The 22,452-nt window shown below is 40.7% G+C and carries 13 protein-coding genes; 3 read left to right on the forward strand and 10 right to left on the reverse strand.

What is annotated here, in order from left to right; translation table 11 throughout:
- On the forward strand, window positions 1-3,581 hold a 3,581-nt coding region (locus tag BKK54_RS10990), incomplete at its 5' end, for a GA-like domain-containing protein (protein WP_143541463.1).
- Window positions 3,582-4,008: 427 nt separating this feature from the next.
- Here the strand turns inward: BKK54_RS10990 and BKK54_RS10995 are convergent.
- From BKK54_RS10995 to BKK54_RS11010, 4 genes are all read right to left on the reverse strand, one after another.
- On the reverse strand, window positions 4,009-5,433 hold the full coding sequence (locus BKK54_RS10995) for a VWA domain-containing protein (RefSeq protein WP_077543111.1): 1,425 nt from the start codon (window positions 5,431-5,433) through the stop codon (window positions 4,009-4,011).
- Complete coding sequence (locus tag BKK54_RS11000; RefSeq protein ID WP_077543112.1) at window positions 5,424-6,962, reverse strand: AAA family ATPase; 1,539 nt, start codon at window positions 6,960-6,962, stop codon at window positions 5,424-5,426. Before BKK54_RS11000 ends, BKK54_RS10995 begins: the two co-directional genes overlap by 10 nt.
- A 75-nt stretch (window positions 6,963-7,037) precedes the next feature.
- Complete coding sequence (gene metH, locus BKK54_RS11005; RefSeq protein WP_077543113.1) at window positions 7,038-10,724, reverse strand: methionine synthase; 3,687 nt, start codon at window positions 10,722-10,724, stop codon at window positions 7,038-7,040.
- Window positions 10,725-10,950: 226 nt separating this feature from the next.
- Window positions 10,951-11,967 (reverse strand): LacI family DNA-binding transcriptional regulator, encoded by a 1,017-nt coding sequence (locus BKK54_RS11010; RefSeq protein WP_077543114.1) that lies wholly within the window; start codon window positions 11,965-11,967, stop codon window positions 10,951-10,953.
- A gap of 259 nt (window positions 11,968-12,226) precedes the next feature.
- Between BKK54_RS11010 and BKK54_RS11015 the strand changes: the two genes are divergently transcribed.
- Together BKK54_RS11015 and BKK54_RS11020 are read left to right on the forward strand one after the other, a co-directional pair.
- Window positions 12,227-12,496 (forward strand): PTS sugar transporter subunit IIB, encoded by a 270-nt coding sequence (locus BKK54_RS11015; RefSeq protein WP_077543115.1) that lies wholly within the window; start codon window positions 12,227-12,229, stop codon window positions 12,494-12,496.
- 29 nt (window positions 12,497-12,525) lie between these two features.
- Window positions 12,526-13,881, forward strand: a complete 1,356-nt coding sequence (locus tag BKK54_RS11020; RefSeq protein ID WP_077543116.1) for a PTS ascorbate transporter subunit IIC — start codon at window positions 12,526-12,528, stop codon at window positions 13,879-13,881.
- Between the two features lie 127 nt (window positions 13,882-14,008).
- Here the strand turns inward: BKK54_RS11020 and BKK54_RS11025 are convergent, their stop codons facing one another.
- The 6 genes from BKK54_RS11025 to BKK54_RS11055 all read right to left on the reverse strand — a co-directional run.
- Window positions 14,009-15,670, reverse strand: a complete 1,662-nt coding sequence (locus BKK54_RS11025; protein WP_077543117.1) for an LTA synthase family protein — start codon at window positions 15,668-15,670, stop codon at window positions 14,009-14,011.
- Window positions 15,671-15,808: 138 nt separating this feature from the next.
- Entirely contained in the window at window positions 15,809-16,411 is a 603-nt protein-coding gene (gene leuD / locus BKK54_RS11030; protein ID WP_077543118.1) for a 3-isopropylmalate dehydratase small subunit, read from the reverse strand.
- Window positions 16,412-16,426: 15 nt separating this feature from the next.
- Window positions 16,427-17,836 (reverse strand): 3-isopropylmalate dehydratase large subunit, encoded by a 1,410-nt coding sequence (gene leuC / locus BKK54_RS11035; protein WP_077543119.1) that lies wholly within the window; start codon window positions 17,834-17,836, stop codon window positions 16,427-16,429.
- Between the two features lie 76 nt (window positions 17,837-17,912).
- Window positions 17,913-18,989, reverse strand: coding sequence for a 3-isopropylmalate dehydrogenase (gene leuB / locus BKK54_RS11040; protein WP_077543120.1), 1,077 nt, complete (start codon window positions 18,987-18,989; stop codon window positions 17,913-17,915).
- 409 nt (window positions 18,990-19,398) lie between these two features.
- Window positions 19,399-20,952 carry a 2-isopropylmalate synthase gene (gene leuA / locus BKK54_RS11050; protein WP_077543122.1) on the reverse strand — a complete coding sequence of 518 codons (1,554 nt, stop codon included), beginning with the start codon at window positions 20,950-20,952 and terminating at the stop codon, window positions 19,399-19,401.
- A 557-nt stretch (window positions 20,953-21,509) separates the two neighbouring features.
- Window positions 21,510-22,452 (reverse strand): tetratricopeptide repeat protein (locus BKK54_RS11055; protein ID WP_143541464.1); only part of this gene is annotated, 943 nt, incomplete at its 5' end.

Here is a 22,452-nt window from a genome sequence, read left to right on the forward strand (position 1 = left end):
TGGTGAAAGCCGCAGAAGATGCAGAAGAAGCAGCCGAAAAAGCGCTTGAAGATGCGAAATCTGACGGTGTGATCACACCGGAAGAGAAGAAAGCGGTTGAAGATGCAAACGCAGCTGTTGAAGCAGCGAAAGATGCAGCACAAAAAGCGCTTGATAATTTACCGGATAGCACAGGTAAAGAGACGTTACAAAATCGTTTAGATAATGTGAATCCGGTAGAAGTACCACTGGTAACTCCAACTGAAGAAGCTGCATCGGCTATTATCACTCCTGTTACAACAGGCAATGATAAAGGTCAGGTTAAAATTCAATTACCTCAAGAGGCTGGAGTGGCTGAAATTACCTATACTGATGAAAATGGTAATCCACAAACTGTCACAGTAACAGGTGTTGCACAACCTAACGGTAATATTAGATGGACAGGACATGACAGCATTCGTAATGGGGTAGTGACATTACCAGCTGATGATGTGAAAGATGGTTCTACAGTTACTGTAAAAACTACACCTGCAGCCGCTAACAAGACACCTTCAACAACTACAGCTCAAGCACCGGTAGATAAAGCCGTAGATGATTTAGTGAAAGCAGTTGAAGATGCACAAAAAGCAGCTCAAGATAAATTGGATAGTTTAGGTGATCCAAAAGTGGTAAGTCCAGAAGCTGTTGCTGAATTGGAGAAACTCAATAAAGCGGTAGATGATGCGAAAGCGGCTGCAAATGAAGCGCTCAGCAACGTAGATGATGCTTCACCTGAAAAAGCTGGGTTAAAAGAGAAAGTTGATTCAGCAAATGGTGTTGAGGTGCCAGCTGTAAACGATGCAAACAGTAACGGTATCCCGGATAATGTGGATGACTTGGTGAAAGCTGCAAAAGACGCCGACCAAGCGGCGAAAGATGCGTTAAAAGAAGCTCAGAAAGACGGTGTAATTAACCCGACTGAAAAAACCGAATTAGACGCAGCGCAGAAAGCAGCGAGTGATGCGAAAAAAGCAGCGGATGAAGCAGTGAAAGGTTTACCGGATAGTATTGAAGGTAAAGACACTTTACAAGGCACTGTTGATGCGTTAGACGGTATTCAAGTACCTCCAGTCAATGATGAAAACAGTAACGGTGTTCCGGATAGTGTTGATGACTTAGTTAATGCTGCAAAAGTTGCGGCGGAAGCAGCAAAAGACGCACTTGACAAGGCGAACTCAGATAACTCGATCACTCCTGAAGAGAAGAAAGCGATTGAAAATGCAAACGCTGCAGTTGAAGCAGCGAAAGATGCGGCACAGAAAGCAATCGACAGCTTACCGGATGGTCAAGGTAAAACAGCTGCACAAGCTGAGTTAGATAAAGCGAAGCCGGTAGATGTTCCTGATGTAACCATGACGGCTAAAATCACTTCTTATGACGATGATATTGGCGATATTACGGGTAATTTCCTGAGTGGAACACAAACTGATGATGCTAACCCAACGCTTAAAGGTACAGCAACTAAACCAAACAGTACAGTTTACTTGTTTGAAAAAGATGCAGGTGGCCACTATGTGAAATTTGCAGAAGTTCAAGCTGATGCAGACGGAAACTGGACATATGACGTACCTCAAGAGAAAACGTTGACGATTAAAAAACATTCGTTCTATGCTTCAACGGAGAGTACAATACCTGAATCAACAGTAGAAAGCTTTGATATTACTGTTGTCCGTGGTTCGTCTCACACCTTTAGTGATGCGTCGATGAAAAAAGTTAGCATGAACGGAACGACAATTTCATCATTAGGACCACTTGGAAATAGTTTTGATAACTTGGCGGCTGTTTCTGTAAACCGTTCCGCTTATGATGTGATGACCTCTAATGGACAGGGTGGGTTTGGCTCTAAGCCACTGAGTATTAATCAGCCAACGTACTTACAAACAGGATTGGGTGACTTTAATGGAGATGGCTTGAATGACGTTATGGTTGCTACACACGCAATAAGTTATAAACGGAATCCAGCTGTTGCAGGGGTAACTACTTATACAGCTACTTTACCTAATTATAGTCCGACTACAGCTAACATTACATTGATTTCAGGCCCTGACGAGAATGCATCACGCGTTACGATTAATCATAATGGACTACCTGCCACAGGTATTGCCGGTGTTGGTGATGTAAACGGAGATGGTTTATCTGATGTTGTAGTATTAGGGCCAACGACTTCTAATGTATACTTTGGTAAACCGTTTAACGAAGGTGGTAACCCGGATCAAACCGGCTTAGAGTTTAATAAAGCTGAGGCTGATGTTACTGCAAAAGCACCACGTGCAGCGGCATTAGGTGACTTCAATAATGATGGTTATGCTGATGTTGTTACTAATAAAGGTATTTTCTTTGGTAGCAAAGAGGGTCTAAATAATAGCAACGTTCTGATCTTTAGTAATGAGGTTGATAGTGTAAATTCTGCCGGTGATGTGAATGGCGATGGCTATGCTGATGCGATAGTTGTTTCACCTGAACAAGATCGAGCTTATATTCTTTTTGGTGGTAATAGCACAACACCTGTGTCATTTGGTACTGATAGTATAACCGGCGGTAATGGTGGCATAATTATTAAAGGTAAAGAAGGCACATTCACTGATAAAACTGCCGTATCAGGTATTGGTGATTTAGATGGTGATGGCTTAGGTGATTATGTTATTGCAAATGAGACAGGCGGTAGCTTCGTATTATTTGGTGCGCCGGGTAATACAACGACTACGGTTGATTTAGAGAATATTGGCGTGCATGGTTTTGTTATTCCTGAATCAGCAACTAAAGGTTTAGCTATTGCAGGTTTCTCTGACTTTAATGGTGATGGTTTGGTGGACTTTGCCTTACTACATAGCCCTGCAACAGCAAGTACGAATCCTAGAGCTGGATCCAGCACTGGAGATGTGCTCCTTAACCCAGGGCAAGTAACTATTTTCTCAGGACATCGAGAGCTAAATGTACAGCCAACAATCACTGTAGAAAATGGTGAAGCACAAGGTACCGAGTTTAGCGATTTTATTGGCGGAACTAGCGGTGCTGATAAGGTATACGGCAATGGAGGTGCGGATGTTATTTACACCGGTTTTGGTAATGACACCATCGTACTAAATCAAAGTAACCTTGATGCCCTAGCTCGTACGAATAGTTATGAGCAGGATGGACGTTTCGCTCGTGTAGATGGTGGTCAGGGTGTTGATACATTATCTTTTGCAAGTGATGTAACAACGATTGATTTCTCTAAGATCACGAACGCAGGTATCGGATATATGGCAACAGGTGTTGGCATGTCCCGTATCTCAAATATTGAAGTACTTGATTTAGATAAAGGAGAGAGTGCGAAAACACTGAAAATTGGTGTACAAGATGTACTTGACCTAAATCACCAGCTTAAAACATTTGGTCAAGCTAAACACCAAGTGAAAGTATTAGGTGATGCTCAAGATAAAGTTGACCTTATCGGTGGTAACTGGGAAGAAGCAGGTACTGTCACTGATAGCGGTGTAACCTATAAAGCCTATAACCAAACAGGTGCAACTTATGGTGCACAACTTCTTGTAGAAGAGGCTGTTACTGTACAAATTGCTTAATTGTTGACTTGTATAGTCATTAACTAAAACCCCTCTTAGGAAAACCTAAGAGGGGTTTTTTAGTTGTGATATTTACCGATTATTCTATAAAAGATGAAACAAAATACGAATGATTCTAATCGTTTAGAAAATATTGTTTTATTGAGTTATTAAGATGAGGCTATATTGTTGATGTAGGGAAACTAGATAGCAAAGGGTAGTAGATTGATTGTTGGGCTAACGAACAATTACTATTAATATTGGTAATGGAAGACAGAGATATCTAACCATAATAGCTAGAAATTCACTTCCGAGTCAGCTACAGAAAGTCTAGATAACTGCAAAATAGTACAGGATTACTGATTTTAGACGCTAATAACTTTATAGTTTGCCAAACTCAGATATAAAACTTTTATATGTAACTCTATAAGCAGTGTGTACAGGGGAATTACATTTTAGAAAAATTAACTAATTGTTCTATCTGCTGTGAATTTGGATTATATATCCATTCATTATCAAAATATGTTTTTAGTCGGTTATTCATAAATAGATTACCAATTACCAGCGAGTTAAATTTATTTCCTTTTTCCCTTTGTTGCTGAATTTGATTAAGCAATGTTTCGGGTAATTCGCCCATTATAAAATCAGAAATCATAAGTACATCAGCTTTTTTATAATTTTCAGATTGACATAGTGATAGAGCATGGTACAAGGCTGGGGCTGCATCTGTTCCACCGTGAAATGACTTTTGTAAAAAGGTAGATAAATCAACAATCCCTCTTGTTGCAGAAATTTCAAAGGTTTCAATACCTTTTGAAAAATTAATAACCAAGCACTTTCTATCTTGAGATTTAGCTTTATTTCCAAGATAAAAAGCTATTGCTTTAGCAATATATTCAGGCATTCCGTTCATTGAACCACTGGTATCTATACACAATATCATAGGTCCTAATTTTTCTTTTTCCTGAGTTTCTACTTCACTTATTTCATCTATTTTTTCTTGATAAGTAGTGCCTTGCAATTCAAAACAAACTAATTTTGATTCTAAATATTTTAAATCAAATAGTATTGTAGTTTCGGAATCAGCCATTAAAGCTAATTCTGATGGTAAGGCATATTCTAAGTCTTTACCTAAACGAAGACCGATAATTTCTTCTTTAGAATCTACATCAATTTTAGGAACATTTACACAAATAGCTTGCGTAATAGTTTCAATTTTTGATGATTGTTCAATCTGACGCATTTTTCCAAGTAAATCAGCTATTTTTTGTATTTCTTTATTGTTGGAAAAATATGTTGCCCAGCGTTTCAACGTCTCTATACTTTTTTGCGAGAGTGAACCTAAGCTATCATCAAACCATAAACCAAAATCTAACCCAAACGGAGAAAGATTTTGTTCAAGCTGTTGAATTAATTCTAACCATTTTTGTAACTCCGATAAGAATTTTTCTCTAGCCTGATTAATTTGTTCTAATTCCCAACGAGCTTGGGCTTTGTCTAAATTTTTTTGCCACTCATTCAACAATAAACGAAATGCTAACTCCTTTTCTTCTGCATTTTCTTTTAACTTTTCTAGCCAAAAATGAGTATTAAAAGGAATTCCTATAGCATGGCAGAATGATTCATATTCATTTATAATTTCTTGATTAAATGACTTAGTTTTTTCTATAAAATGTTTATTTGCTCTTTTCCATTTATCACGAAAAATAGTAAACGGATTGTTTTTCTGAATAAACGAATGAGATTTCTTAAACCAATTATTTATATTATTATCCAGATAGCTGGAAAGTCTTTCCTGTTGTATTAAATATCCTAATTGATTTTTAAGCGATTTTTTTATTATCTTTTTCTCTGTAAGTAAACTTATTGGCATAATGCCTCCAAACGTTCACAATCTACAATGCGTAGTTTTAGTTGTTCTATTTGGTCTAAAATTGCACTAACTGCGATATCAATTTCAACTTTAGTGACAAAAGGACTATACAGTTTTTCTTGGTAGGATTTATTTTTTCTTTCTATTTTTACCAAAGTTTTAGTTAATTCTCTTCTAATTTCTTTGACTGAATCAGAAAGAGATTTAATAAGTCTTTCATTAATATCTTGTTTTTTTTGACCTTTGCTAAACATTGGCTTTGGTATGAATGTGATATCCTCATATGAATAATAATTAAGTTTTAACAAGCAACAACCTTGTTTATTAAACTCATATGATACTTCCTGGATTGTATTCCCTTGATTATCTATAGGGTTATATTTCTCTGTGGTCTTCATATGTTCAAATAAAACATTTAAGGTATATCTCCTCGTATTGTTGTCATATCTATATTTAGGTTTAAAGTCAGCCTTAACTCTAAAATACTGTTTTCCATTAATTGTATGGGTATTATAAATATCCTGAGAATAATAAAGTTCCTTATGAATTTCTTTATCTAATTTTTCTTTCTTTCTGTCTAGCTCAGCTAAATCAATCCCACTATCAAACCCACAGTCTTTAATTGCTTTCATTACAATATTTTCTACAGCATCCCTATTTTCATGTGTTGTCCATAAGCAATATTTTAATAAAGCTACATCACTATGATTAGTTTCGTTTCTATCATTACAAAATGCTGAAGCTTTTAGTAATATAGCAGCTCGTTGCCAGCGTCTGTCAGAGACATAAACATTCAATTTATCAAATTTTTCTGCTAATTCTTGGCGGATATATTTAATGATCAACATAGTGTCACTGCTTAGCTGAATATTATGTAATTGCTCACGCCACTGGATAAGCTCTTCTGAACGGATAATTAATGTAGAATCAATAATCGGTTTTTCAGCACTTGGTTTACTATTTAGCAAACGGTTAAAGTTATCATTTTCTTTAATAGGTGGGACTAATAAGCGGACAATGAAGCGGTCATATAAGGCTTCTAATCCTTGATTTTCTGCTGGAATTTCATTGGATGCAGAGATTAACGACTTTAATGGAACGCTAATTCTTTCATTACCATTTTTAAAAAGATGTTCATTAATAATAGTCAGTAAATTATTTAGAATTGCTGGGCTAGATTTCCAAATTTCATCTAAAAATGCAAAATCGGCAGTTGGTAAATAGCCATCTATTTGACGAAGATAACGATCTTCTTTTAACTCTTTAATTGATACTGGTCCAAAAATTTCTTCTGGGGTTGTAAAGCGATTCATTAAACATTCAAAATAACTGGAAAGCTCAAATGCACAAGCTAACCTTCTTGAAATTAAACTTTTTGCTGTTCCAGGAGGTCCATATAAAAACGTATTTTGTCCTGCAATTGCTGCAAGTAGGGTGATTGCTAATATTTGATCTCTTTCTTGCATTTCTACAGAAATTTGTTTCAATAACTTAATGATACGCTGTTTTATTGGGAATTGTAATTTCATATCTTTTTCCATTTTATTAATTTAGTAATAATTAATTTCATATTTTTTACTGCTATTCGTTTAAATTATTTGATATCACTTCATCGCCACCCCCAACCACTTCACCATGTCTCTCTCATTCCACCCCTTCCGTTTGGCATAATCCACTGCCTGATCTTCATCAATTCTCCCCAATGTGAAGTAATTGGAAGCAGGGTGGGTGAAGTACCAGCCACAAACACTGGCAGCAGGCCACATGGCGTAGCTTTCGGTGAGTTTCATGCCGATGCGTTGTTCTACCTCCAGTAAATCCCAGATGATCTGTTTTTCGGTGTGTTCAGGGCAACTTGGGTAGCCGGGGGCGGGGCGAATGCCGATGTAATCTTCACGGATCAAGCGGTCGTTTTCAAAGGTTTCTTTGCTATATCCCCAGATTTTCGTGCGAAGTTCAAAGTGCAGATATTCCGCCATCGCTTCGGCAAGGCGATCGCCAACGGCTTGCAGTAAAATCGCATTGTAGTCGTCCCCTGAGGCTTTGTAGCCTTCGACTAAATCGTGTTCTTCTGTCCCAGCACAAACGGCGAACATACCGAACCAATCTTGCTTACCGCTCTCTTTGCTTGCGATAAAATCGCTTAAACAGAGGTTGTACGGGCTTTTGCTGTTTTTACCCCTTTCGCCTTGTTGGCGGAGATGATAGGCCTTGCCTGCCACTAAAGTGCGGTCAGAATTTTGATAGATTTCAATATCATCGCCCACGCTGTTGGCCGGGAAGATCCCCATCACACCGCTTGGGTTGAGCTTGTGATTTTGCTCTAATTCGTCCAACACTTTTTGTGCATCATTATAGACTTTACGGGCTTCTTCACCGCCTTCAGGATAGTCAAAGGCATCAGGGTAGCCGCCCATCAAGCCCCATAAGCGGAAGAATGGCGACCAGTCGATAAATTGGCGTAACGTAGCAATCGGCACATTTTTATATTCAATAACGCCTGTCTGGTTTGGCACAGGCACTTGATAATCCGCCCATTCGCCGCTGAAGGCATCAAAGCGGTTGGCTCTGGCTTCTTCAATTGGTAACTGCTTGCGAGGTGCTTTTTTGTTGGCAAAGGCTTGCTGGATTTTTTCGTATTCTTGCTTCGTTCTTGCCCACAATTCTGCTTTAGTTTCCGGATTCATCAAGGCAGCACAGACGGTAACGGCACGGGAGGCATTGGTGGTGTAAATCACTTCGTGCTGATATTTCGGGTAAAGTTTAATCGCTGTGTGTTCTTTGGAGGTGGTCGCCCCGCCGATAATCACGGGAATATTCAATTTCAAGCGGTTCATTTCGCCTAAAAAGTATTCCATTTCATCGAGAGACGGCGTGATCAACCCACTCAAGCCGATAATATCCGCGTTTTCGTCAATCGCTGTTTGAATGATTTTATCCGCCGGCACCATCACGCCAAGATCAATCACTTCAAAATTATTACATTGCAACACCACGCTGACGATATTTTTACCGATGTCGTGCACATCGCCTTTGACAGTAGCGATCACGACTTTTCCGTTTGATGAACCTTTTTGTTTGGTCGCATTGATAAAGGGTTCTAGATAAGCAACAGATTGTTTCATCACCCGTGCCGATTTCACCACTTGGGGTAAGAACATTTTACCGTCCCCGAACAAATCACCGACCACGTCCATACCGTCCATCAATGGTCCTTCGATCACCTCCAATGGTGTCGGGAATTTTTGGCGGGCTTCTTCGGTATCTTCCACAATATAGGTAGTGATTCCTTTCACCAAGGCGTGTTTTAAGCGTTCTTCCACTGGCCAAGTGCGCCATTCCGCGACAGAATCGACCGCACTTTCGTTACCTTGATGACGATATTTTTCCGCAATATCCAGTAGACGTTCAGTTGCATCAGGGTGGCGATTAAGCACCGCATCTTCCACGACTTCACGCAGTTCGGGATCGAGATCGTCATAAATCGCTAGTTGTCCCGCATTGACAATCCCCATATCCATTCCTTGTTTAATGGCATGGTAGAGGAATACCGCATGTATGGCTTCACGCATGGCATTATTGCCTCGGAAGGAGAAGGATACATTGGATACTCCACCTGAAATTTTGGCGTGCGGTAAGGTACGTTTGATTCGCCCCGTGGCATTGATAAAATCCACGCCGTAGTTATTGTGTTCTTCGATGCCTGTGCCGATGGCGAAAATATTCGGGTCGAAAATAATGTCTTCAGGCGGAAAGCCGACTTGATCGACCAAAATCCGATACGCACGGGTACAAATTTCCACTTTGCGTTCTTCGGTATCCGCTTGTCCGACTTCATCAAACGCCATCACAACGACTGCTGCACCGTATTTACGCACCAATTTGGCTTGTTGGATAAATTTTTCCTCTCCCTCTTTCAGTGAGATGGAGTTCACAATGCCTTTCCCTTGAATTGCTTGCAAACCTGCCTCAATCACTTCCCATTTACTTGAATCGATCATCACAGGCACTTTAGCGGCATCGGGTTCGGTCGCCATAATGTTGAGGAAACGGGTCATACATTTTTGCGAGTCGAGTAGGGCTTCGTCCATATTCACATCGATCACTTGTGCACCGTTTTCCACTTGACCAATGGCAATTTCCATTGCCTCGGCGTATTTTTCTTCCTTAATTAACCGCTTGAATTTTGCCGAACCCGTCACATTATTGCGTTCGCCTACATTGACAAACAGGCTGTTGTCATCAATGTTGAGCGGTTCAAGCCCGGATAAACGCATTGCGGTTTTGATTGCAGGTAAGGGGCGTGGTGGAAGGTTTGCCACCGCTTGAGCAAAGGCTTTAATGTGTTCGGGTGTTGTGCCACAACAGCCACCGACAATGTTGACCAAGCCACTCTTCGCCCACGATTTGATATGCTCTGCCATCTCGCTTGCCCCTAAATCATAGCCACCGAAGGCATTGGGTAAACCCGCATTAGGGTGAACGGACACATAACTTTCACAGATTTTTGACATTACCTCCACATAAGGACGCAGCTCTTTAGGCCCTAAGGCACAGTTCAAACCAAAACTGAGCGGCTTAGCGTGACGAAGGGAATTGTAGAAAGCCTCGGTAGTTTGCCCCGAAAGCGTACGCCCTGAGGCATCGGTAATCGTGCCGGAAATCATTATCGGCAGCTCCACACCCAATTCTTCAAATACCGTTTCAATGGCAAATACTGCTGCTTTGGCGTTGAGCGTGTCGAAAATGGTTTCGATCATAATTAAATCTGAGCCGCCTTCGATCAAACCTCGAGTGGCTTCTGCATAGGCTTCTACTAATGCCATAAAGGTGATATTCCGAAAACCGGGATCGTTCACATTTGGCGAAATGGAGGCGGTTCGATTGGTTGGGCCTAGAATGCCGGCGACAAAACGTGGTTTTTCCGGTGTGCTGTATTTATCCGCCGCAAGACGTGCCAATTTTGCACCGGCAAAATTTAATTCATAGGCAATAGACTGTAACTCGTAATCTGCCTGTGCAATGGTCGTGGCACTAAAGGTATTGGTTTCAATAATATCGGCACCCGCCTCAAGGTATTTTTCGTGAATAGCGGAAATCAAGAGTGGTTGGGTAAGTGTGAGTAAATCGTTATTACCTCGTACATCAATCGGGCTGTTTTTAAAACGTTCACCGCGGAAATCTGCCTCGGTGAGTTTATATTGTTGGATCATCGTCCCCATAGCACCATCAAGGATTAAAATGCGTTGGGCAAGAGCGTTTTTGAGTGGGGTTAGAGTATTTTTTTGCATGGTTTAGGTTATAGAACAGGATCATTGCAATGATAATAGGCAGATGTCTTTGCTGTGTCAATGAAGAAAGTGCGGTTAAAAATCTTCATAATTTTGACCGCACTTGATGTATGAAATGTTGTTCAGCTATTGTGGGTTTTATAATGATAATGTCGTTATTCAAGATAGTGATCAGCAATTTAGCGCTATCTTGATTTAAGTGTTCAGATAACCCCTTTCTGCTTTATTAGGCACTATCCCGAATAATGAGCCGAGTCTCAAGCTGAATGGTTTCTTTTTCTAAGGAGTGATGAGCATCGTGGAGGCATTGTTTTAATTTTTCACCGGCAATTTTTCCTAATTGCTCATAGGGAATTTGAATTGTCGTTAATGTAGGGTAGGCGGCTTGACTGACTTCTAATCCACCTAAGCCGGCAATCGCGACTTTATAAGGGATCGCATAATGCTTGCGTTGTGCTTCAAATAATGCCCCACAAGCTAATTCATCAGAAAGGAAAATTAATGCGTCCACTTTATCCCAAGTCAATAATGCCTCATTGAATAATTTTGCCCCACCGGAAAAGGAGGGGATTTCTGCACTGTGAAGAATGAGCTGAGGATCTCGAAAGCGTGAGAGGAGTGTTTTATGCCAGCTTTCAAGATATTGTTGGAAAATTGCCTGTTGTTGTCTGGCACAGAGTAACCCGATTTCTTGATAACCTTGTTTGATTAAATAATCAATCATCATTTCGACCGCACTTTTAACATCGACACACACATTAATACCAAGTGGTGTACGTTGTTTTGAACCGATTTCAATGCAAGGCAAGCCACTATTGGCAATCCAATTTCGTTCGGATAAAGGTACATTCAAATTAATCAGAATGACCGCAGAGGGGGAATAATTCACTAACTCTCGTAACCAATTCGGTTTACCTGCAATTAGAATAATCAGTTGAATATCTACATCGTCAAGGGCTTTTTGTAAGCCGTTGAGTATCAGAGTATTTTCCGTTGCAGTGATAGAAGGCGTAACGATCACAATATTGCGTGAAGTATTAGAGGCTAATTCTCGAGCGGCAGAATTAGGAACATAGCCCAAAGTTTCAATGGCTTGCTGAATTTTTTCACGAAGTTCTGCCGAGACCTGTTCTGGGGTACGTAGTGCACGTGAAACGGTCATTTGTCCTACGCCTGCCAATTTTGCGACATGCGATAAAGTGACTTTACCGGATGAACGGCGATGTTTTCCTAAAAGAGTCATTCTTAGTATATCCAAATGTTAAGCCTGCCTGATTTTAGCAAAAAGGCTTTATGAAAAAAATGTTAACCAGATCACATTTCTGAATATTGCTTATTGATAACGCTATCATTCAGTCATAGACTTGCTTTAACTTAATTGTCGGTGAGGCAATTATGCTGGAAATAATAGACTTTTAATGACTAGGTTTCTGATCTTCATACAATTTTAGAAAAGTCTAACCCTTATTCATTCAATCCTCTCTCATTATAGGAGAAACATTATGAAAATTATGGCTGTTTGCGGACATGGTATTGGTAGTAGCTTTATGATGGAAATGAACATTAAAAAAGCCTTAAAGAAATTAGGTATTGAGGCAGAAGTCGCTCATACCGATCTCGCTTCGGTAACGGTCGATGATGCCGATGTTTTCGTTATGGCACGTGATATAGCAAAAAGTAGCCCGATTCCCGAAGATCGTGTCATTGTGATGAAAAATATTGTCAGCGTGACTGAATTTGAAGAAAAACTTGGTGAATATTTTAATCGCTAACTTTGTTTCATTATCAGAAGGAACACAAAATGGAATCTATTCTTTTCTTTATCCTTGATATTCTTAAAGTCCCTTCCATTCTGGTGGGGTTAATCGCACTTGTCGGTTTGCTTATGCAGAAAAAATCTTTTCCGGACGTGATTAAGGGAACGATTAAAACTATCTTAGGTTTTATTGTATTAGGCGGAGGGGCCGGCGTATTGGTTGGTTCACTTTCGCCATTAGGTGGTATGTTTGAATACGGTTTTAATGTACAGGGGATTATCCCGAATAATGAAGCCATTGTTTCCATGGCAATTGAAAAATATGGAACCGCAACCGCACTTATTATGGCATTTGGAATGGTCGCCAATATTATTGTTGCTCGTTTTACCCGTTTAAAATTTATTTTCTTAACCGGTCATCACACATTTTATATGGCCTGTATGATAGCCGTAATACTTACCGTGGCAGGTTTAGACGGTGTGGAATTAATTTTTACCGGTTCGCTTACACTTGGTTTAATCATGGCATTCTTCCCTGCGATTGCACATGTTTATATGAAGAAAATTACTGAAAGCGATGAGGTTGGATTTGGCCATTTTGGTACTTTGGGCTATGTGCTTTCAGGGGCACTTGGTCAAGTGTTCGGGAAAGGCTCTAAATCCACCGAAGAAATGGATTTGCCTAAAAATCTAAGTTTCTTGCGTGATAGCTCGATTTCTATTTCTCTAACCATGATGGTGATTTATTTTATTCTTGCAATCGCCTCTGGACGTGATTATGTCAGTCAACATTATAGCCATGAGCAACACTATTTGGTTTATGCGGCAATTCAAGCTATTACCTTTGCTGCCGGGGTATTTATTATCTTACAAGGCGTGCGTTTAATTTTAGCTGAAATTGTACCTGCCTTTACCGGTATTTCTGAAAAATTAGTACCGAATGCAAAACCGGCATTAGATTGCCCTATCGTATTCCCCTATGCTCCAAATGCAGTATTAATCGGTTTTCTGTCTAGTTTTGTTGGTGGGATTGTCGGGCTTGCCTTGTTGAACCAATTGAATTGGGTATTAATCCTTCCGGGCGTTGTACCGCATTTCTTTTGTGGTGCGACAGCCGGTGTATTTGGTAATGCAACAGGTGGTCGCCGTGGCGCGATAATAGGGGCATTTGCCCAAGGGTTATTGATCACTTTCCTGCCGGTATTCTTACTTCCTGTGTTAGGTTCGTTAGGTTTTGCCAATACGACTTTCTCTGATGCTGACTTTGGTGGTGTGGGAATTGTACTTGGTTACATGGCTCAATATTTTTCCAAAGATATGATCACATTCTCGATAGTCGGTATCTTTATCGTGTTGGTGATTTATAACTATGTTGTGAAAAAAACAAAAGTAGAATCCTAATATTTAAGAAATAACGAGTGGGCGGTTTTAATTAAGCCCACTCGTGGGTTATGTTGGCTTACTATTCCTTAACTTCAGACGAAGGAAATGATAACAGAAGCAAGATAATGTTTCGTTGCTTCAACCATTATTGTGCAATTTTTAAGGTTTGATAGAGATAGTGGCGATAGTCATTGACGAACTGGTTATTCGGACTATCTTCCAGTTTTCCTTCACTTAGTTGGCGCATCGCTTGATTGGCTTCCATAAACTTATCTTGTGCCGATAATCCGGCAACATCTAACAATAAACCGCCTGCAAAGGCAAGATCAAGGAAATCTTGTTCTTGTTTGAATGGCGTAGTTGCATTACTTCTCACGACAAATTGAGTGATGTAATCAGGGAAAGGAAAATCGCCTTTTTTTGCCGGAATAGTGTTATCAAATGCCACTTGATGATCACCAAAATAGCCGAAAACAAAGGGTTTGTTGCGTTGATGTAAATATTCATCCATCTTCTCAATCGCTTCATTGAGTGCCACGATGCGTTGAGTGTAATCATTGAGTGAGGAAATGCTCTTCTCATTTAAATTTGGCATTTCAAGGTGATAGATATTTTCCATATCTAAATTATAAGGGCCGTGCTCACGCATGGTTAAAACATAGACAAATATTGGCTGGTTAATTTTTTCGAGTGAAGGATGTTGCTTTTCTAAGATCATTCTCGTGTATGTCATCATTTCTTCACTGCTGATTGTCCATAAATTTTTGCTTAATGGCGCAGGATAGCCCAAATCTTGGGGTTGCAACATTAAGTCAAAGCCAAAATGATCATAAGCGGACTTTGCATTGTAATTGCCTTTGGTAAAAGGAGAGAGCGCTACGCAGAAATAGCCCTGTGCACGTAAATTTTTAATTAAGCCCGATTTTAAATGCGGCACGACGGAATAAAAAACACCGCTGGCTAATGCACCAAAATCCGTGCAAGGCACGCCGGCAAGGAAAGCAAATTCGGAACGCCAAGTGGCACCGGCAAAAGTATGTACTCGCAAGGGAGACATAAAGACAGTATCCTTTTGCTGTTCAAACATTGGCAGTGGTGGAATGTTTTGCCGAGTGAAAGCGAATTGGTGAGGATTAAGTGTGGATTCTAATAATGCCACCACAATATCCGGTTTGTCGGTTGCTGGGGTTGGCTCGGTTTGTTCTGCGTAAAGTGCGGTCATTTTTTTCGTAAAATTTTCACCTTCACCTGAAAATTGTGGCACTTTGAAGAAAATTCCCCGACAAGACATCGGCAAATTTAAAAACACATCACGCCCATCATCAGGTAAAGAATCAAGCCAAACCTGTAAAGCCTGAGGATTTTTAGAATAATGCCACATTAGGGCAAAACTCCCGAGCAATAAAATCCCTCCGAATATATGCCCGAATATCCCCAGTGATTCGGTATCTGACCAACCGAAAATGGCATAACCAAGTAATGTAAGTAAGCCAATTACACCAACTAAGGCACCTTTATAGTGCAATAGGGTTTCCCAGTTGCGCCAATCGACCACTAGAAAAAAATCGGAAATGAGCAAAGGTTGTTTATAGTAATGGATTTTTAAGCGGTGGAATAGCATCAGCGCCACAAAAAACACAGAGGAAAAATTGAGCGCGCGTTGCCATTGTCCTGTCAAGGTGAGCATTCCACCAAAGAAGAAAACAAATAATGAAATCGCAAAAAGATATGTCCAACGATAATGAGAGTTCACAATAAAAATTATTGCCGCAATCGTAAATAAAGATAGAAAGGTGTAAGCAATCATTGTGCTGTTCCTTAGAATAATCAATATAAAAGCGTGGAAGATAATAGGGGGAAGGGGAAAGTCTGTCAAACGCTATGGAAACATTTAGGTAAAAGTGCGGTTAAAAACACCGAGATTTTTAACCGCACTTTTGTAGGATTAACGCAAAAATGCCGGGATATTTTTTTCGTATTCGGCGATCTTGTCCTCGTGCTGAAGGGTTAAGCCGATATTATCTAAGCCGTTTAATAAGCAATGACGGCGGAATTCGTCCAATTCAAAGTGATAAACTTTGTCGCCTGTGGTAACCGTCATGGCTTCTAAATCTACGTGAATTGGTTTGCCTTCATTTGCCCATACCCATTGGAAAATTTCTTCTACTTCTTGCTCGCTCAAACGAATCGGTAACATATGATTGTTTAAGCTGTTATTGTAGAAAATATCCGCAAAACTCGGGGCAATCATCACTTTAAAACCGTAATCGGCGAGTGCCCAAGGGGCGTGTTCACGGGAAGAGCCACAACCAAGATTCTTACGGGCGAGTAAAATGGTTGCCCCTTGATATTGTGGAAAATTCAGCACGAATTCCGGATTAGGTTGTGTACCTTCCACATCTAAATAACGCCATTCGTGGAATAAATGTTTGCCAAAGCCTACACGGGTAATGGCTTGTAGAAATTGTTTGGGAATGATGGCATCGGTGTCCACATTGGCTGCATCCAAGGGTACCACTAAGCCTGAAAGTTGTTTAAATCCTGCCATTTTTTATTTTCCTCTTTAATTTAATGCCACATCACGAATATCAACAAATTTACCGAACATTCCTGCTGCAGCAGCCATTGCCGGGCTGACAAGGTGTGTTCGTCCGTTGCGACCTTGGCGACCTTCAAAGTTACGGTTGCTGGTGGAGGCACAACGTTCCCATTCGCCTAAACGGTCGTCATTCATCCCTAAACACATAGAGCAACCCGGGTTACGCCATTCCGCACCGGCTGCGATAAAGATTTTGTCTAAGCCTTCTTTTTCCGCTTGCTCTTTGACTAAACCTGAACCCGGCACCACCAAAATGCGTTTCACATTATCTGCTTTTTTACGCCCCTTCATCACTGCAGCGGCAGCACGCAAATCTTCAATGCGGGCATTGGTGCAAGAGCCGATAAACACTTGATCCACGGCAATATCCTTTAAATTCGTATTGGCTTCTAAACCAATATATTGCAAAGCTTTTTCTGCAGAAGCACGGGTAACGGGATCGTCCATTTCCGTTGGATTCGGCACTAATTGGTTGATGCCGATAACTTGCCCGGGATTCGTTCCCCAAGTGACCTGCGGTGCAATATCTTTTGCTTCTAAGGTAACCACTGTGTCAAATTGTGCATCTTCATCGGATTTTAAGGTTTTCCAATATTCCACCGCATCGTCCCAATCTTGACCTTTCGGCGCATGAGGGCGACCTTTTAAATATTCAAAGGTCGTTTCATCCGGGGCGATTAAGCCTGCTTTTGCCCCCATTTCAATGGCCATATTGCAGACGGTCATTCGTCCTTCCATTGAAAGATTACGAATCGCCTCTCCGCAAAATTCTACAACGTGTCCTGTACCGCCTGCCATGGTGGTTTTACCGATGATAGCAAGGATAATATCTTTTGCGGTAATCCCTGGTGCAACTTTGCCACGGACTTCAATTTTCATACTTTTGGCTCGGGCTTGCTTTAAGGTTTGTGTAGCTAAAACGTGTTCCACTTCTGATGTGCCGATACCAAATGCTAATGCCCCGAATGCACCATGGGTGGCAGTGTGCGAGTCGCCACAAACAATCGTCATACCGGGAAGGGTTAAACCCTGTTCCGGCCCCATTACATGCACAATGCCTTGTTCTTTGGTTTTCATATCAAACAACTGAATACCGGTGGCTTTGGTATTTTTTTCAAGCTCTAGCACCTGAATTTTTGCCTGACCTTCTAATTTATTCACATCACGTACTTGGGTTGAAATACTATGATCCATGGTTCCGAATGTTTTGCCTACCTGACGGACTTGGCGACCGGCAACACGTAAGCCATCAAAGGCTTGCGGGCTGGTGACCTCATGGATCAGATGGCGGTTAATATACAAAATCGGCGTTTCGCCTTCCGCTTCGTACACAATGTGAGAGTCAAATAATTTTTGATAAAGTGTTTTTGCCATAATCTTTTTCTCTATTTTATGAGGGGAAAGTGCGGTTAAAAAAGATAGAATTTTTGACCGCACTTTCAGCCACTGGTTAAAGTGCGTTTGTAATCAAAGTGCCCATTTCCGCCGTAGAGATGGGGGCAGAATCATCGGCTAAATCGCCGGTACGATAGCCGGCAGCCAAAACTTTTTGTACCGCATTCTCAATAGCATCAGCAGCTTCATTTAAGTTAAAGCTATAACGTAGCATCATTGCCGCCGACAAAATTTGTGCGATAGGATTGGCAATACCTTTGCCGGCGATATCCGGTGCAGAACCGCCTGCCGGTTCGTACAAACCAAAGCCTTCTTCATTTAAACTGGCGGAAGGCAACATTCCCATTGAACCGGTGATCATGGCTGCTTCATCGGAAATAATATCGCCGAAAATGTTGGAGCAGAGCAGGACATCAAAAGATTCCGGTGCTTTGATTAATTGCATAGTGGCATTGTCGATATACATATTCTCAACGGTCACTTCAGGATATTCTTTTGCGATTTCCACCACGGTTTCACGCCATAAAATTGAACTTTGCAATACGTTCGCCTTATCTACGGAAGTGACGTGTTTACGGCGTTTCATTGCCGCTTCAAAAGCCGCACGGGCAATGCGTTCAATTTCGTATTTGTAATAGACTTCTGTATCAAATGCTTTGGTTTGCGTCCCTTCGCCTTCACGACCTTTCGGCTGACCAAAGTAGATACCGCCGGTTAATTCACGCACCACCACCATATCAAAGCCTTTCGCCGCAATATCTGCACGTAACGGACAGAATTTTTCTAACCCTTTGTAAAGGGTTGCCGGACGGAGGTTGCAAAATAATTTGAAATGTTTACGCAATGGCAAGAGTGCACCACGTTCCGGCTGTTGATCCGGTGGTAAATTTGTCCACTTAGGGCCTCCAACAGAACCGAATAAAATTGCATCGGCGTTTTCACAACCTTTTAAGGTTTCAGCCGGCAATGGACACCCACAATTGTCAATTGCCGCACCACCGACATAAAATTCATTAAAGTTGAATTTAATATTGAATTTCTCTTGGATTTTGTTAAGGACTTTCATTGCCTCCGCCATGACTTCAGGGCCGATTCCGTCACCGGGGAGGATTGCGATGTTGTATGATTTCATTTTGGTTTTTCCTATTTTGTTTAAATTTTATTTTAAATTAGCATCGGGTTTTGCCGATGGAGACCTACTTTCTTTTACTCGTGTAAAAGAAAGTAGGCAAAGAAAACACGCCCCAGTTAAATCGCTGATCTTTGCTTTATTGTCATTTTCTTAACGCTAAATTTGTAAACTCGCTACGCTCAAACAGTACAAATTTAGCTAAAAATGCCAAGTCGCAAAGGCGATTTATATGGGGCCCCGAATTAATCGGCACATCATTTGAAAAGTGCGGTTGGTTTTAACAATATTTTTAAGATATAAGAATACCTAGAATTTTAACCGCACTTTATCGGGTTCCCTTCTTTTGGTTGCTTTTCTTTGGCAAAGCAAAGAAAAGTAACTCGCCCTTCAGGGCGAAATCTGAACGGGATTAAGCCCCGACTGCTTTATGATGTTTAATATCCGCAACTTTCCGAGATCGATAAATCGCATTAATCGCATGCACCAACGCCAACGCTGATGATTCCACAATATCCGTTGCCAAACCAACACCATGGAATTTACGTCCTTCGTGTTCCACCACAATATCCACTTGCCCCAAGGCTTCCGCACCTTCGCCCTTGGCGGTTAAATTATAGTGGGACATTTTGATGTCTAAGCCGGTTAAGTTTAAGATGGCGTTATATACCGCATCCACAGGGCCGTTACCGCCGATAGAAGATGTGCTTAATTTTTCGCCGTCTAATTGTAATTGAACAAATGCCGTTGCCGGATATTCTTTGGTAGAGTGGGCGGAAAGTTTATCTAATACCAAACGATCTTCATCACCTTGCTGCATATCAATAAAGGCTAAGGCTTCCAAATCGTAATCAAACACTTGCCCTTTTTTGTCTGCCAATTTCAAAAATGCATCGTACAATTTATCCAAATCGTAGTCTTGTTCGGTATAACCCATATCTGCCATATGCCCCTTCACTGCAGCACGACCGGAACGGGCGGTGAGGTTTAATTTTTCTTTTTTCAACCCGATGGTTTCCGGTGACATAATTTCGTAGGTATTTTTGTTTTTCAACATACCGTCTTGATGGATACCTGAGGAATGGGCAAAGGCATTCGAACCCACGATGGCTTTGTTTGGTTGAATCGGCATATTGCAAAGCTGGCTCACCATTTGGCTGACTCGGTGGATTTCTTGCGTGTTAATGCGGGTATCCACACCAAACAATTCCTGACGGGTTTTAATTGCCATCACCACTTCTTCAAGGGCGGTATTACCGGCACGTTCACCGATACCATTGACGGTACATTCAATCTGACGTGCCCCATTTTGTACAGCAGTTAAGGAATTGGCAGTTGCCATACCTAAATCGTTGTGGCAATGCACGGAAATCACCGCTTTATCAATATTCGGCACACGATTACGCACCTGAGCGATAATGTTGCCATATTCTGTTGGTAAACAATAACCTACGGTATCGGGAATATTGACGGTTGTCGCACCGGCGTTGATGGCGGCTTCTACAATACGACAAATATTATCAATGCCCGTACGCCCCGCATCTTCGCAGGAAAATTCCACATCATCGGTGTAATTACGGGCTCGCTTTACTGCGGCAACTGCCATTTCCACGACATCATCAAAAGTGCGTTTTAATTTGGCTTCCACGTGTAAGGCAGAGCTGGCGATGAAGGTGTGAATACGGAAGGCCTCTGCCACCTTCAAGGCTTCGTAGGCGGCATCAATATCTTTATCTACCGCACGGGATAACGCCGCTACACGTGAATGCTTGATATGGCGTGCAATGGTTTGTACCGATTCAAAATCTCCCTGAGAGGATACCGGAAAGCCCACTTCCATCACATCGACCCCTAAGCGTTCCAACGCTAAAGCAATTTGCAATTTTTCCTTAACGGTCAAGCTCGCTTTTAATGCTTGTTCACCGTCACGCAACGTGGTGTCAAAAATAATTACGCGATCTGTCATAACAATGTCCTTTTAAAAATAGTGCCGAAAGTGCGGTTGTTTTTTACAAAATTTTTTAAACAAAAACCCGCAATTCTATGAAGTGCGGGTTAGTTTTTGTTTTTTTACATTTAATGGTTTTTCATCCACAAGCTAGCCGCACAAAGAATGTGTGAGCAGCAGATTGAGTGATAAAGAAACGGAAAAAAACATAAAAAATCCTACGAAAATCCTGTGTGAAACCCTTGCTATGTTACGAATAAATAAAGGGCTGTCAAATGCTTTTTTAGTGTTTTATGTTTGTTTGAGAGTTTTTAATAATATAAAAATAGTTAAATTATCTTTTTATGTTTTTATTGTTGGAATAATATTCTTTTATGTCAGGTTAAATACCTATTTTCACTCTGTCTTTTGTTTATTTCTAAGAGTGTAAAAAAATCATCAAATTTTTTTGTTTTTTACGCTTTTTTGGCAAAAGTGCGGTAGAAAAAACGCTATTTTTTCCTTTCGTATTGAGTTTAGCCCTTTAATGTAAAAAAGAACCCTGCACTCGGTACAGGGTTCTTTAAGTCTAGTATTTAATTTTCCTTTTTATTTTTTGATCTTTTGCCAAGTAAAAACGCAATCAATGTGAGCATTAATGCCCCTAAGCCACCCAATATCGCAGCCCAATATTCACCAAATATTTTTTCAAACGGGTTTGGAAGATTTTGCAATCTTTCATCTTTATAATTTTGACACCCCTCCATGTTGCCGTTATCACAAGCCTGTCCAAATAATCCTTTAGCTTTATATAAATCTTGTCGTACCGTCACCCCATTTAAATATTGAAGCCCCAGTACATTTTGTGCTTCTGAGTGATTTTGTTTCGCTGCTTGGGTTAAATAATCAATGCCTTTAGCAATATCGTATCCATAAGCAACATTATATTGCACGTCCCAGCCTAACCAATAACTCCCTAACCAATATTGGGCTTTTTTATCATTTCTTTCCGCCGCTTTAGTCATAAACTCTACCGCTTTAGATTTATTTTTAGCAATGCCCCAGCCTCTATTATAATAATCGCCTATCTGATATAAGGCTTCGGTATCTTTTGGATCTTTCTCTACCTTAGCTAACATCGCTTCAAAATCCGCTTTGCCGTCTTCAATCATTCTTTTTTTCCATTCTTTTTCACGTTCAGAGGCTTCTTCTCTCTCTTTTTCCCAACGTTCGGACAGACTTTCAGCACTTTCAAATAAAAACATACCTTTCATATTATTGTAATTATTACAGCCGATCTGATTACCTAAATCACAGCCCTTGCCATAAAGTTCACGGGCTTTGTATTTATCTTGTCTTGTGCCATAGCCATTTTCATAAAGATAGCCAAGATTTGTGGTGGCTGCGGCATGTTTTTGCTCTGAGGCTTTTTCATACCATTTTTTGGCTTGAATATAATCTTGTTTTACCCCTCGTCCTTTTTCATACATCAACCCAAGATTAAATTGCGCATTTGCATGCCCTTGTTCGGCAGATTTT

The sequence above is a fragment of the Rodentibacter genomosp. 1 genome (genome assembly GCF_001999285.1).
Taxonomy (GTDB): Bacteria; Pseudomonadota; Gammaproteobacteria; order Enterobacterales; family Pasteurellaceae; genus Rodentibacter.

Coding starts and splice junctions, on each gene's coding strand:
- BKK54_RS11010 (WP_077543114.1), bottom strand. CDS start 11,967: ATGACTCTTTTAGGAAAACATCGCCGTTCATCCGGTAAAGTCACTTTA.
- leuB (WP_077543120.1), bottom strand. CDS start 18,989: ATGAAATCATACAACATCGCAATCCTCCCCGGTGACGGAATCGGCCCT.
- BKK54_RS11020 (WP_077543116.1), top strand. CDS start 12,526: ATGGAATCTATTCTTTTCTTTATCCTTGATATTCTTAAAGTCCCTTCC.
- metH (WP_077543113.1), bottom strand. CDS start 10,724: ATGCAAAAAAATACTCTAACCCCACTCAAAAACGCTCTTGCCCAACGC.
- BKK54_RS11025 (WP_077543117.1), bottom strand. CDS start 15,670: ATGATTGCTTACACCTTTCTATCTTTATTTACGATTGCGGCAATAATT.
- leuC (WP_077543119.1), bottom strand. CDS start 17,836: ATGGCAAAAACACTTTATCAAAAATTATTTGACTCTCACATTGTGTAC.
- BKK54_RS10995 (WP_077543111.1), bottom strand. CDS start 5,433: ATGCCAATAAGTTTACTTACAGAGAAAAAGATAATAAAAAAATCGCTT.
- leuA (WP_077543122.1), bottom strand. CDS start 20,952: ATGACAGATCGCGTAATTATTTTTGACACCACGTTGCGTGACGGTGAA.
- BKK54_RS11015 (WP_077543115.1), top strand. CDS start 12,227: ATGAAAATTATGGCTGTTTGCGGACATGGTATTGGTAGTAGCTTTATG.
- leuD (WP_077543118.1), bottom strand. CDS start 16,411: ATGGCAGGATTTAAACAACTTTCAGGCTTAGTGGTACCCTTGGATGCA.
- BKK54_RS11000 (WP_077543112.1), bottom strand. CDS start 6,962: ATGAAATTACAATTCCCAATAAAACAGCGTATCATTAAGTTATTGAAA.